This is a genomic window from Lentzea sp. NPDC092896 (assembly GCF_044754905.1).
GTDB lineage: Bacteria > Actinomycetota > Actinomycetes > Mycobacteriales > Pseudonocardiaceae > Lentzea.
The window spans coordinates 610,118-623,493 of the sequence record NZ_JBIVPX010000001.1; the positions used below are offsets into that span (position 1 = coordinate 610,118).

Genomic DNA, 13,376 nt, shown 5'->3' on the forward strand with positions numbered 1-13,376 from the left:
GTCTTGGGGGACAACGTGAAACAGGCCATTCGGGCAGCGCGGATCTTCGACGGCGAAAGGGAGATCACCGGCGAACCGGTCGTCGTGGTCGCGGACGGCAAGATCGTCTCCACAGACCCGGCAGGCTTGCCGGTGATCGATCTGGGAGACGTCACGCTGCTGCCGGGACTGGTCGACTCGCACGTGCACCTGGCCTTCGACCCGTTCGGCGTGGCGACCGACCAGACCGATCCCGACGACGTGGTGCTCGCCCGGATTCGCGCCAACGCCTTGGAGGCGCTCCAAGCGGGCATCACGACCGTGCGCGACCTCGGTGACCGCGGCTACCTGACGCTCCAGGCCAGCGACGCCGGCCCGGAGGTGCTGGTCTCCGGCCCGCCCGTCACGACGACCGGTGGCCACTGCTGGTTCCTCGGCGGCGAGGCGGACGGGCTGGACGGCGTGCGGGCGGCCGTCACCGAACGGGTCGAGCGCGGTGTCGACGTCGTCAAGATCATGGCGACCGGCGGGTCGATCACGCCCGGCTCGTCGCCGTTCGACCAGCAGTACACGACCGAGGAACTGCGCGCGGCCGTCGAGATCGCGCACGCCGCGGGCATCCCGGTCACGGTCCACGCGCACGCGTCCACCGGCATCAAGGCGGCGGTGGACGCGGGCGTCGACTCGATCGAACACGCCTTCTTCCTCGCGCCCGGCGGCCTCGCGGTCGACTGGGACACAGTGGACACGCTGGTGCGCAAGGAGATCTACGTCAGCACCACGACCGCACGCCGTCCGACCGCCGAACCGGCGACCCCGGTCAGCCTGACCCTGCGCGAGAACTTCGGCCGGATGCGCGAACGCGGCGTGCGGCTGGTGTGCTCGTCGGACGCGGGCATCGGTCCGTTCAAACGCTTCGACTCGTTGCCGCACGGCGTCATCGAGTTCGGCGAACTGCTCGGTTTCAGCACCGCCGACGCCCTCGCGTCCGCCACCAGTGTGGCCGCGCGGGCGTGCGGGATCGGCGACCGCAAGGGCAGGATCGCACCCGGCCACGACGCCGATCTTCTAGCGGTGGCAGGCAATCCGTTGCAGGACCTCAGCGCGTTGCTCGACGTGCGCGCGGTGTTCCGCAACGGCGAACGCGTGGTCTAACCGCGAGCGGCGGCGACGAACTCGCGCATCCGGCCGTGGTCCTTGACGCCACGGCTCGACTCGATGCCGCTGGACACGTCCACACCCCACGGCCGGGCGACGCTGATCGCCCCGGCCACCGTCTCCGGCGACAACCCGCCCGCCAGCACCCACTTTCCGGTGGGCGGGTTCGAAGCGAGCCGCGTGATGTCCCACTGCTCACCCGAGCCGGCGACCGGGGAGTCGATCAGCAGCAGCTCCTCGCCGAACGCCCCGGTGCGCACGTCGGTGTCCGGTCCGAGCGCCGTCGCCCGAACCAGTCCGAACGGCAGGTCCGCCAAATCGTCGAAGGCCTCACGCGGGTAGTCGCCGTGCAGCTGCAACGCGCGCACGCCCGTCTTCAGTGCCAACTCACCGGCTTCCGCAGCGCCGATCCCGCGCACCACAGCGACGGTCAGGACCTCAGCGGACACCTCCGCCACGAGCCGGGACGCCAGGTCGACGTCGATCTGGCGGGGACTGCTCGTCAGCACGAAACCGACGGCGTCAGCCCCGGCCTCTAGCGCCACGGCGACATCGGACTCGGTACGCAGACCACAGAGCTTCACGAACACACCACCAAGCTTAGTGATGTGTCCACGGACGCACTGTCACGCAGCTAACAGTCACAAGCAGAAGCGCTGCCCGGTCCTACTTAATGGAAGAGACGGGCAACGGAGGCCGCGATGACTGAACAGCAGATCGCAACGTCAGTGCTGGTGATCGGAAGCGGTGGTGCGGGGTTGCGCGCCGCCATCGAACTCGCCGAACGCGGGGTCGACGTGCTGGTCGTCGGCAAGCGACCCAAGAACGACGCGCACACGGCTCTGGCGGCGGGCGGCATCAACGCGGCGCTGGCGACGATGGACCCCGCCGACACGTGGCAGCAGCACGCGGCGGACACCATCAAGGAGAGCTATCTCCTGGCCAACCCGGAGATCGTGCGGGTCGTGGCCGAGCAGGCGCCGCGCGGCATCGAGGACCTCGAACGCTGGGGGATGCCGTTCGCGCGGGAGACCGACGGCCGCATCTCGCAGCGGTTCTTCGGCGCGCACACGTTCCGCCGCACGTCGTTCGCCGGCGACTACACCGGGCTGGAGATCCAGCGCACGCTGGTGAACCGGGCCGCACAGCTCGACATCCCCATCCACGACTCCTGCTACATCACGCGGATCCTCGTGCGCGACAACGTGGTGTTCGGCGCGTACGGGTTCGACCTGAACACCGGCAAGCGATACGTGTTCCACGCGGACGTCGTCATCCTCGCGGCGGGCGGGCACACCCGGATCTGGCGCCGCACGTCGAGCCGCCGCGACGAGAACACCGGCGACTCGTTCCGCCTGGCCGTGCTCGCGGGCGGCCGGATCCGCGACCCCGAACTGGTGCAGTTCCACCCCTCCGGTCTGCTCGAGCCGGAGAACGCGGCCGGCACGCTGGTGTCGGAGGCCGCCCGCGGTGAGGGCGGCGTCCTCACCAACGCGGCCGGTGAGCGGTTCATGGCCCGCTACGACCCGCGGCGAATGGAACTGTCCACACGGGACAGAGTGGCGCTGGCCGCGTACACCGAGATCAAGGAAGGCCGCGGCACCCCGAACGGCGGCGTGTGGCTCGACGTGTCGCACCTGCCGCGCGAGCAGATCATGCAACGGCTGCCCAGGGTGTACCAGACGCTGCTCGAACTGCAGATGAAGGACATCACCCAGGAAGCCGTCGAGATCGCACCGACCGCGCACTACTCGATGGGCGGCGTGTGGGTGGCACCCGCGGACCACTCGACGGGCGTCGAGGGCCTCTACGCGATCGGCGAGGCGTCCAGCGGCCTGCACGGCGCGAACCGGCTCGGCGGCAACTCGCTCATCGAACTCCTGGTGTACGGCCGGATCGTCGGCGAGGCGGCGGCCGAGTACTCGGCTTCCCTGGACGCGCAACGACGTTCAAGTGCCGCTCTCGGCGAGGCACGATCCGAAGTGGACGGACTGCTCGCCGCCAACGGCCAGGAGAACGTCCGCGCCCTGCAACGGGCGCTGCGCAACACGATGACCGAGCACGCGGGCGTCGTCCGCGACGAAGCCGGGCTGCGCAAGGGACTCGCGGAACTGGACGACCTGGAGGAACGCATCCGCAACGTCGGAGTGCACCCCGACCTCGCGGGTTTCCAGGACCTCGCGCACGCCTTCGACCTGAAAGCGTCGGCGCTCTCCGCCCGAGCGACCCTGGAGTGCGCGCTCGAACGCCGCGAGACCCGCGGCTGCCACAACCGCTCGGACTTCCCGGACATCGATCCCGCACAGCAGGTCAACCTCGTCTGGGCGGGCCCGGGCCAGGTCGAACGGGAGGAGATCCCTCCGGTGCCGGCCGAGATCACGGCACTCATGAGGGACGTCGACACCGCCGGCAAGCTGGTCGAGTGAGAGCGAGGGGCGGGGAGTCATCCCCGCCCCTCGCACCAGTCATGGCAGCCGCAACGCCGTGGTGAACAGGAAGACGCTGTCCTCCAGCGCTTCCACCCGGTGCCGCCTCTCCGGAATCGTCAGAAGGTCGCCCGGCCGCGCCTCCCACGACTGCGGCCCGGCCACCAGGCGCACGTGACCGAGCAACACCTGCACGGTCACCTCGCCGGGATGCTCGTGCTCGTGCAGGTGCTCACCCGAGCGCAACGCCATCACGGTCTGCCTCAGGGCCCGCTCGTGTCCACCGTGGACGGTCTCGGCACTCCGGCCGCTCGACGCGTCGCGTGCCAGCTCAAGATGGTTGCGCGCCAACTCGTTCAGTGACGTCTTCACGGTCGCGGTGCCCTGAGGTGCCTGCGCGCCTCCAGTTCGTCCGCCTCCACGACCGTCAGCATCGGCTGGCCGGGCGCGCAGAACATCGTGACGACGAAAGCGGATTCCTCGTCGGCCAGGTGGTTGCCGTCCTGGTAGTGGATGACGTCGCCGCCCGGCTCCCAGAACGTCCCGCCCGCGCGGACGACCCGTTCCGGCTCGCCTTCCAGCTCGAAGACGATGGCGCCCTTGACGACGTAGCCGTACGCGGGACCGGAATGGCGGTGCGGCGGCGCTCCCGGACTCGACGGCGGCAACGTCACGAAGATGGTCATGGCCTCGGCGCCGTCCGGGATCTGCGGTGCTCCCGGCACGGTGCCGATGACCTCGATCTTCGGCGGGGGACCGCTCTTGTCGGGGTTGTCCAGCTGGTGCGTGTGTTCGTGGCTCATGAAAACAAAGACCGGACACACCGCCGATCTGTGACAGCGCCTAGGAACCGAGCCTGGCGCGCAGCGCGTCCGCCTCCGGTGAGTGCAGCGCGTCCCACTCCTCGACGGCCTGCTCCCACGTCTCGCGCGCCTCGGCGTGATCGCCCATGGCCTCGTGGGTGTCGCCGAGGTGGGTCAACGCCTCGGCGAGCATGTACCGGTCGCCCGCGTCCTCGGCGACGGCGACCGCCTCCTGGAAGTGCTTCACCGCCTTGGCGTGGTTGCCGCGGTGGTGCTCGACGTACCCCAGCGTGTCCAGCCTGCCGGCGTTCGCGCTCTCCCCGGTCGCGATCGCCTGTTCGGCCCGCACCAGCGCTTCGCCGAACTCGCCGAGCATCGCGAAACACCAGGCCACGCCGTTCAACGCGTCCGCCTCGGCGTTCCGGTTGCCGGACTCCTGGAAGCACGTGACCGCTTTCGACGCGAGGTCCTGCGCCTCGCGGTGGCCACCCTGCCCGCCGAGGAGGCGGGCCAGGCCGAAGTACGTGTAGCCGAGCGCGTCGGTGTCGCCGGACGCGAGGTCGATCTCCAGCGTGCGGTCCAGCAACGCCCGCGCCTCCGCATGGCGGCCCGCTCTGGTGTGCACTCGCGCGAGCAGCTTCCACAGGAAGACGAGCGTCTTCTGGTCCGAGGTGAGCGCCATCGCCCGGTGCAGGACGTCGACGTTGGCGGACAACCGGCCGTTGATGTCGAGGAAGTTCGCGATGGCCCGGACGATCTCGACCACCTCCTGCGGGAATCCGTGATCGGACCGCACGATCGCGAGCAGGGCGGGCGTCTCGGTCTTCAGCCACGACTTGGCGGCGGTGACGTCGGCGAAGGGGACCGTCGCCACTCCGTCCGGCGCCGACGGTTCCGCCAGGATGCGGGGGTGGTCCACGAAACGGGCGCGCTCCGCGTTGTACCGGTAGTGCGCCACGAGCCGATAGAGCGCATCGTGCCGTTCGTCCGGCTGGACCTGCTCGGCCGCATAAGCGCGCAACAGATCGTGGAACGCGAACCGCCCCGGCGTGCGTTCCACGATCAGGTGGGCGCGGGTGAGTTCCTGCATCACCCGCCGCGCCGACGTCAGCCCCGTCACGCTGGCGACCGCCGCGAGGGAGACCTCCGTGCCGGGGTGCAGGCCCAGCAACCGGAACGCCCTGGCCGCCGCCGGGCTCAGCGCCAGGTAGGAGCAGGCGAACACGGCCCGCAGGTCCGTCGCCTCGTCCCCGCTGCCGAACCCGTCCAGGCCACCCAGTTCCTCGGCGTAGGCCGTGAGCGAGAACGACGTGTGCGCGGCGCGGGCGGACACCACGGCCAGCGCCAGCGGCAGCCCGCCGCACCGGTCGATGATCTCCGCCACGGCGGCCGGCTCCGCGTTCACCCGCTCCGCGCCGAGGCGGTCGGCCAGCAGCGCGTGCGCCTCCTCCCGGCTCAGCAACGCGAGCGGCAGGCTGCGGGCGTTGGTCGTCGCGATCAGCCCGGTGAGGTCGTGGCGGCTCGTGACGACCACGAGGCTGCCCGGAGTACCCGGCAGCAGGGGACGGACCTGGGCGGCGTCGCGGGCGTTGTCGAGCACGACCAGCATCGCGCGGCCCGCCATCAGGGTCCGGAACTTCGCGGCCTGCGCCTCCACGTCGTCGGGGACGCTGCGCGCGGGCACGTTCAGCGCCTCCAGGAACGCCCGTAGCGCCTCGCCGGGCGCCATGACCGTGCCGCTGGGGTCGAAGCCGCGCAGGTCCGCGTAGAGCTGCCCGTCGGGGAAGCGGCCGGCCACCCGGTGTGCCCAGTGCAGCGCGAGGGTCGTCTTGCCGATCCCGGCCGTCCCGGAGATCGCGCTGATCACGACGGTCGACGCCGCGCCGCCGTCCAGGACGGCGTCGAGCCGGCCGAGCGCGTCGCCGCGGCCGACGAAGCCCGCGAGTTCGGGCGGCAGCTGGCGCGGCGCCGGCGTGGGTTCGGCGCCGGCGGCGGAGAGCAGGTCCTCCTGCTCCTGAGGCCGCAGTGCCAGCGCGGAGGCGAGTTGTCGCACGGAGGCGAGCTGCGGGTTGCGGCGCTTGCCGGTCTCCATGCCGCGGATGGTGCTGACCGAGATCCCCGACCGTTCCGCGAGGGCCTCCTGGGTGAGGCCCGCACGGAGCCGGAAACGCCGGACGGCTCCGGCGAACTCATCAGTCACGGACATTTCGTACCAGGTGATCACGATCTTGCGCGCGGGTTTCGGGGTGAGTCGAAACGTCGCCGACAGGTCACAGATGACCGGTTCGTGAACTGTTCGCGGTGATCGCTTCCCGCCGACGATGTTTCGCGGTCCGCCCTGGTGACGGGCGGCGCTGAACTGAGGGGGTTCGGACGAAGTGGATCGAGGGAGAACCGGTCTGAGACGGCTGTCCGCCGTGCTCGTGGCCGTACTGGGGGCAACGGCGATCACCGTCGTGTCGTTGCCGAAGTGGGACGGGGAACCACCGCCGGTGGCGAACGTCACCGAGGCGGAGAACACCGAGACCGCGCTGCAGGCCGCCCGGCGGCAGCGGCAGCCGGTCGTCGTGACCGACCAGACGACGCCGACCCGGCTCGTCTCCGCGTTGCCGGACGGCAGCCTCAAGGCGCAGCTCAACGCCGCTCCGGTCCGGACGCGGAAGAACGGCAGGTGGACCGGGCTCGACGCGACGCTGGAAACAGCACCGGACGGCACCGTCGTGCCGAAGGCGGTGGACACCGGCCTGGTGTTCTCCGGTGGCGGCAAGACGCCGTTGCTGCGGTTCGGCACGCCCGGCCGGTCGGTGACGATGACCTGGCCCGCGGAGCTGCCGGCACCGGTGCTCGACGGCGCCACGGCCACCTATCGCGGCGTCCTGCCCGACGTCGACCTCGTGCTGACGGCGCAGAGCGGCGGTGGCGTCACACAACGCCTGCTGGTGCACAAGCCGCAGCCGTTGGCGTCGGTGAAGTTCGGGCTCAGCGCGGAGGGGCTGACGGTCCGCGTCGCCGAGGGCGACCGGATCGAGGCGGTGGACGACAAGGGCGAGGTCGCCTTCGCCACGCCGCCCGCCGAGATGTGGGACGCGAGCGAGGAACGGCGTGCGCCGGTCGGTGTCGAGGCCGACGCCACGTCGCTGACGCTGAAGCCGGACACGAAGCTGCTGACCGATCCGGCGGCGAGGTTCCCGGTCACCGTCGACCCCGACTGGTGGCACAACTACAGCAAGGACTGGGCGAAGGTCTTCAGGAACAAGCCGAACACCAGGGCCTGGTACGGCGGAGAGGACGACGGCTGGGTCAAGGTCGGCACCTGTTCCGGGCTCTCGAACTGCACCGGCAGCGGCGACATCGGCTCGACGAGGACGTACTTCCAGTTCAACACGGACTTCCTGCGCGGCAAGCGGATCATCGAGGCCACCCTGAACGCGTCCGCCGTCTACAGCCCCGACTGCGACAACACGCGTGATCACCAGCTCTGGATCGCGAACGCCACCATCGGGTCCGAGCTGACGTGGAACAACCAGCCGGGCGCCGACTACGTCTCCACCGGCGCCGTGGGGACCGCCTGCAAGGGGCCCGCCCCGGCCGGGTTCGCGATCGGTCAGTCCATCAACCCCAACGGCTGGTCGGTGTACTCGCTGCGGGCGGCCAACGAGGGCGACAACCGGGCGTGGCGCAAGTACGACCTGGCCACGGTGCGGATCGACGCCGTGTACAACACCCGGCCGGACGCGCCCACCGGCCTCACCACGGACCCGCCGCTGCGGGCCTGCAAGTGGTGTGACGGCGTCCCGTACGCGGGCGACGACTCCATCCGGTTGCAGGGCAAGCTGACCGACGCGGAGAACGAGCAGCTGGAAGCGGTCTGGGACGTCTACGGTGGCGCGGCCTACAACCGGCGGGGACCGACCCTGCACTCCGGCAACGTCTTCAGCCACACGCTCGACCTGCGAGCGCGCGACGGCCAGCGGGTGAGCTGGACGCTGTGGGGCGACGACGGCCCGGACGGCGGCGACTGGCGCAACGGCCCCGGTTTCATCGTCGACCGCGTCGGCATCGACAAGGCGCCGGACGTGTCCAGCGTTCTCTACCGGGACGACAACCGCTGGCACGGCGGAGTCGGCGTGCCCGGCAGGTTCACGTTCGACGCCGCCGGAGTGTCCGATGTGGACCACTACCTCTACGGCTGGTCGGACCCGCCGTCGACCCAGATCGACGCGGACAGGCTCGGCGGTAAGGCCGTGCTGGACATCGCACCGCCCGGTGACGGCCCGCGCGACCTTTACGTGCAGAGCGTCGACCGGGCGGGACATCGCAGTCCTGCCAAGAAGCTGCACATCAACGTCCGGGCGGGCAACGGTCCGCTGGCGCAGTGGTCCTTCGACGGCAACGCGCAGGACAGCGCGTTCCTCGGCGACCGCCACGGCACGCTGAGCGGCAACGCGAGCTACGTCCCCGGTGCGGTCGGTTCGTCCCTCGCGCTGGACGGCAGCACGGGCTATGCCAGCGCTCCCAACACCATTCGCACGGACGCGAGCTTCACCGTGTCCGCCTGGGCGAAGGTGGACCAGGCGACCGGCGCGCGGGCGATCGTGAGCCAGGACGGCGACAAGTTCGCCGGCTTCACCCTCTGGTACCGGCCGGACGACGGTGGCCGCTGGGTGTTCGCCGCCCAGAACAAGGCCGCGACGGAGATCTGGGCGGACGCCGCGTGGTCGTCGTCCCCGGCGCAGATCGGGGTCTGGACGCACCTGACGGCGGTGTTCGACGCGCCCACGAACCAGTTGCGGCTCTACGTCAACGGTGTGCTGTCCGGCACCAAGACGAAGACGTCACCGGCGGTCGACTCCACGGGGCAGGTGCGTGTCGGCCGCACGATGTGGGACAACCACCCCGGTCTGGACTACTTCGGTGGCGCCGTCGACGAGGTCAAGGTCTACGACCGGATCCTGGCCGAGCCGGAGATCAGGTCCGCGGTCAGCCGCGACAACGTCCAGGTGGGCTACTGGAAGTTCGACGAGGCCGACGGCAGGACCGCGGCGAACTCGGTGCCGGGCGGCAGTTCCGGTGTCCTGCAGGGCAACGGGCGGTTCGTGCAGAACGGCGCGGTCAACGGGTACCTCCAGCTGGACGACCTCGGCGACTTCGTGTCGACCGGCGCACCGGCCGTGCGCACCGACCAGAGCTTCACCGTGTCGGCGTGGGTCAGGCAGGACAGGGAACTGGAGCCCGGCCATCCCGATGCGGCCGTCTCCCAGGACGGCGCCGTGATGAGCGGCTTCTACCTCGGCTACCGCCAGCGCATGGACGGCGGCGGCAACTGGGAGTTCGTGCTTCCCAGCGAGGACGCGAAGGACAAGCCGGCCGACGGCACCTGGAGCACCTCCCGTGCGCAGATCGGCACGTGGACGCACCTGACCGGGGTCTACGACGCGCAGGCCAGGCAGATCCGCCTGTACGTCAACGGTGAGCTGGAGGCGAGCGCTCCGCGCGAGAAGGGCTTCAACGCCACCGGTCCGCTGCTCGTCGGCCGCGGCAAGTGGCACGGCAACGTCGGTCACGAGTGGCGCGGCGGCGTCGACGAGGTCCGCGTGTTCAGCCGGGCGGTGGCGCAGGAGGAGGTCCGCGGCATCGTCGGCAGGGACAACGTGACCGCGGGCAACTGGAAGTTCGACGGCAACACCCAGGACTCCTCGCCCCGTGGCTCGCACGGCACGGCGGCAGGCTCGATCGCCTACGCGGGCGGTCAGTCCAGCATGCCGGACCCCGCCGACCTGGCGTTGCGGCTCGACGGCGCGGCCTCGGTCGGCGCCGGTCACGCGATCGACACCGACCGGAGCTTCTCGGTCACGGCGTGGGCACGGGCCGACCAGACGACGGGCCTCGCCACGGTGGTGTCGCAGGACGGCGCCAAGGCGAGCGCGTTCAAGCTGCGCGCCAAGGACGGCAAGTGGAGCATGGCACTGGTCAGCGCCGACAACCCCGACACCGCGTCGGTGGCGGAGGCGGTCGGCGGCTCTGTCCAGGTTGGACAGTGGACGCATCTGGCCGGCGTTCACGACGCCGGTGCGAAGCAGATCCTGCTTTACGTCAACGGTGTGCTGGCCGGTTCGGTCGCGCACACGCAGTCCTGGAACGCGGGCGGCGGCCTGCAGATCGGCCGTGCGCTGTGGCGGACGCCGGTCGAGTACTTCAAGGGGTCGATCGACGACGTCAGCGTCTACTCGCGGGCCCTGTTCGCGGGCGACGTGCAGGCCATGGCCGGGCGTGACCTGACGCTCGTGCACCACTACGCGCTGGACGAGTCGAGCGGCAGGAACGCCGCCGACGCCGTGGGTTCCCGCGGCGCGACGCTCTCGGGCGGGGCGGCGTTCGCTCCCGGCCGGGTCGGCAACGGCGCGGCGTTCGACGGCACGAACGGTGCCGCCGTGACGACGGGCACGGACGTGCGCACGGACCAGGCGTTCACGGTCTCGGCGTGGGTTCGCCTGCCCGCCAAGGAGTGCAAGCCGTCGCTGCGGGTGTGCCGCACCGACGCGGTCACCATCGACGGCGAGAAGCAGACCAGCAAGTTCCGGCTCGGCCACGTGATCGACGACGACAACAACCAGCTCGGCGCGTGGACGTTCGAGATGCCGGAGTCCGACGTCGCCCAGCCGGAGATCACCAAGGCCGCGGTGTCGGTGCTGCCGTCCGAGGTCGGCAAGTGGACCTTCCTCGTCGGCGTCTACAACCCGGCGGCGAAGAAGATGTGGCTGTACGTGGACGGAGTGCGCGTCGGTGACGGCACGCTGCGCAACGCGTGGCACGCCAACGGCGGGCTCGTCATCGGCCGTGGCAAGGTCGCCGGTGCCCCGGCGGAGTTCTGGCGCGGCGACGTCGACGACGTCCGGCTCTTCACCGGGCAGCTCGACAAGGAACGCATCACCGCGCTGCACCGCGCCTACCCGGCCGAGCAGGGCGCGACCACGTTGCCGGTGGCCGACTCCGGGCACTGGAGGTTCAACGGCAACGGCGACGACAGCAGCGGTCGCGGCCAGGGCGTCACGTTCTCCGGCGGAGCGAGCTGGGGCGGTGGCCCGGCCAGTGAGGCGGCGGCGTTCGACGGCACCTCGGGCTTTGGCGGGACGGCTGCCCGGGTGGTCGACACCGGCCAGAGCTTCTCGGTGTCGGCGTGGGCCTTCCTGACCGACGCGGGAACGTCCGACCGGACTGTCGTCGCTCAGGACGCGACCCGGCGCAGCGCGTTCGCGCTCGGCTACCAGGGCGCGTCGAAGAAGTGGGCGGTGTTCGCGCCGACCGCCGACACGGACACCGCGTCGGCGCAGGTGCTCACGTCCGGTGAGCCGGCGCTGGTGGCCGAGTGGACGCACCTGACGCTGTCCTACGACGCGAACCTCAAGCAGCTGCGGCTGTACGTCAACGGCCTGCTGTCCGGCGCGCAGACCGGGGTGACGGTGCTGCCGTCGTCCGGCCCGCTCACGGTGGCCAGGACGAAGCAGGGCGCGTTCTTCCAGGGCAGCGTGGACGACCTTCGGGTGTTCTCGAAGGCCGTCAGCGACGGGGAGGCGCGCCGGATCCACGACGACATCCCCGACCGCGACCTCGCCTTCTACCGGTTCGACGAGGGCACGGCCAAGGACATCACGTGGCGCAAGGCCCAGGCGACGCTCAACGGCGGCACGAGCTTCGGTGCCGGTCCCAGTGGAAAGGCGTTGCAGCTCGACGGCGTCAACGGCCACGCGGTCACGCCGTACGGACTGTCCATGAGGGACAGCTTCTCGGTCGCCGGGTGGGCGAAGCTCAGCCGTGACGACAGGGTCGCGACGATCGTCAGCCAGGACGGCGACCGGATGAGCGGGTTCGTGCTGCAGTACCGGCCGGACCTCAAGCGGTGGATCTTCGGTGCGGCGGCGTCGGACACCGACAGCGCCCCGCTGACCTACGCCGCCTCGCTCGTCCCGCCGGTGGTGGGGGAGTGGACGCACGTCAACGGCGTCTACGACTACGCGGGCAGGCAGCTGCGCCTGTACGTCGACGGAAAGCTGGCCGGTACCAAGACCAACGTGGTGCTGTGGCAGCCGACCGGCAAGATCGTGCTGGGCAGGGACAGGACCAACGGGCAGCCGTCGGGGTTCTTCCCCGGCGCGGTCGACGAGGTCCGGTACGGCCAGGGCGTGGCGACCGAGCCGAGCATCGCCGAGCGGGCGACGTTCGCCAAGCCGGAACGCGGTCAGCTCGGCCGGTTCGTCAACGCCGCGGGGGACCGGTTCACCGGCCGCACCGATGCGGTGGTGGAGGGCTATCACCTGGAACGGGCGCTGGGCCTGCCCGCCGCACCCGGTGACAACACGAAGACGGTGTACGCCTGCCGTTCCGGAGCCGACGCGTTCACCGCGGACTCCTGCGAGGGCGTGGAGAAACTCGGGGACGTCGGCCTGATCTACACGGTCCAGCCGAAGAACGTGCCGACCGCGGCGCTGTACCGGTGCCGTCAGGGTGCCGACCGGTTCGACTCCCGGGACGCGACCTGCGGCGGTGCCACGGTGGACGGGCTGCTCGGCTATTCGGTGGCCTACACCGACTTCGGCCGATACCTGCTGGAGTACTACGAGCACGCGAGCCTCACCGATGGTGCGGCACCGGGCTACCGCTACGAGGGCTCGCACGGCCTGCTCGCGATCACCGAGCAGCCGGGCACGCGGCCGTTGTTCAGCTGCCGCAACGGTGCCTACGACCAGTTCGTCTCCACCGACTCCGCCTGCGAGGGCAAGACGGTGCTCGGCGCGCTCGGCTCGATCTGGACCGCGGCACCGCAGGGGGTGGCGAACCGCGAGCTGCGGCGCTGCCTGCTGCCCGGCGGTGACGGCGACTCCATGGTGTCCAACTCCGACGACTGCGACGGGTTCCCGTCCCAGACGATCGGCTTCGTGCCGACCGAGGTCCCGGCCGTGACGGCGGTGTTCGAATGAACGGGGGAAGAGTGAGAAAGCGGTTGTTCACCAGA

General features: G+C 70.7%; 7 protein-coding genes. 3 read left to right on the top strand and 4 right to left on the bottom strand.

Features of this window, described 5'->3' with window-relative positions; genetic code table 11:
• Positions 1 to 15 precede the first annotated feature (15 nt).
• Positions 16 to 1,134 (top strand): amidohydrolase family protein, encoded by a 1,119-nt coding sequence (locus tag ACIQF0_RS03030; protein ID WP_401023823.1) that lies wholly within the window; start codon positions 16 to 18, stop codon positions 1,132 to 1,134.
• On the opposite strand, the gene ACIQF0_RS03035 is transcribed toward ACIQF0_RS03030, so the two are convergent.
• Positions 1,131 to 1,727, bottom strand: a complete 597-nt coding sequence (locus tag ACIQF0_RS03035) for a phosphoribosylanthranilate isomerase (protein ID WP_401023825.1) — start codon at positions 1,725 to 1,727, stop codon at positions 1,131 to 1,133. The genes ACIQF0_RS03030 and ACIQF0_RS03035 overlap by 4 nt on opposite strands.
• A 111-nt stretch (positions 1,728 to 1,838) precedes the next feature.
• On the opposite strand from ACIQF0_RS03035, the gene ACIQF0_RS03040 reads away from it, so the two are divergent.
• Complete coding sequence (locus ACIQF0_RS03040; RefSeq protein ID WP_401023827.1) at positions 1,839 to 3,563, top strand: L-aspartate oxidase; 1,725 nt, start codon at positions 1,839 to 1,841, stop codon at positions 3,561 to 3,563.
• A 39-nt stretch (positions 3,564 to 3,602) separates the two neighbouring features.
• On the opposite strand, the gene ACIQF0_RS03045 is transcribed toward ACIQF0_RS03040, so the two are convergent.
• The 3 genes from ACIQF0_RS03045 to ACIQF0_RS03055 are packed head-to-tail and all read right to left on the bottom strand — an operon-like array spanning position 3,603 to position 6,566.
• Complete coding sequence (locus ACIQF0_RS03045) at positions 3,603 to 3,935, bottom strand: LuxR family transcriptional regulator (RefSeq protein WP_401023828.1); 333 nt, start codon at positions 3,933 to 3,935, stop codon at positions 3,603 to 3,605.
• A complete protein-coding gene (locus ACIQF0_RS03050) occupies positions 3,932 to 4,366 on the bottom strand; it encodes a cupin domain-containing protein (protein WP_401023830.1) in 435 nt (144 codons plus the stop codon). The genes ACIQF0_RS03045 and ACIQF0_RS03050 overlap by 4 nt, the downstream gene beginning before the upstream one ends.
• A 40-nt stretch (positions 4,367 to 4,406) precedes the next feature.
• On the bottom strand, positions 4,407 to 6,566 hold the full coding sequence (locus ACIQF0_RS03055; RefSeq protein ID WP_401023832.1) for an ATP-binding protein: 2,160 nt from the start codon (positions 6,564 to 6,566) through the stop codon (positions 4,407 to 4,409).
• Positions 6,567 to 6,744: 178 nt separating this feature from the next.
• Here ACIQF0_RS03055 and ACIQF0_RS03060 point away from each other — a divergent pair, with 178 nt between their 5' ends.
• Positions 6,745 to 13,341 carry a LamG-like jellyroll fold domain-containing protein gene (locus ACIQF0_RS03060; RefSeq protein WP_401023833.1) on the top strand — a complete coding sequence of 2,199 codons (6,597 nt, stop codon included), beginning with the start codon at positions 6,745 to 6,747 and terminating at the stop codon, positions 13,339 to 13,341.
• Positions 13,342 to 13,376: the final 35 nt, after the last annotated feature.

What these genes read in the sequence shown, in the direction of transcription:
- ACIQF0_RS03040 (WP_401023827.1), top strand. Translation starts at nt 1,839, where the DNA reads ATGACTGAACAGCAGATCGCAACGTCAGTGCTGGTGATCGGAAGCGGT.
- ACIQF0_RS03050 (WP_401023830.1), bottom strand. Translation starts at nt 4,366, where the DNA reads ATGAGCCACGAACACACGCACCAGCTGGACAACCCCGACAAGAGCGGT.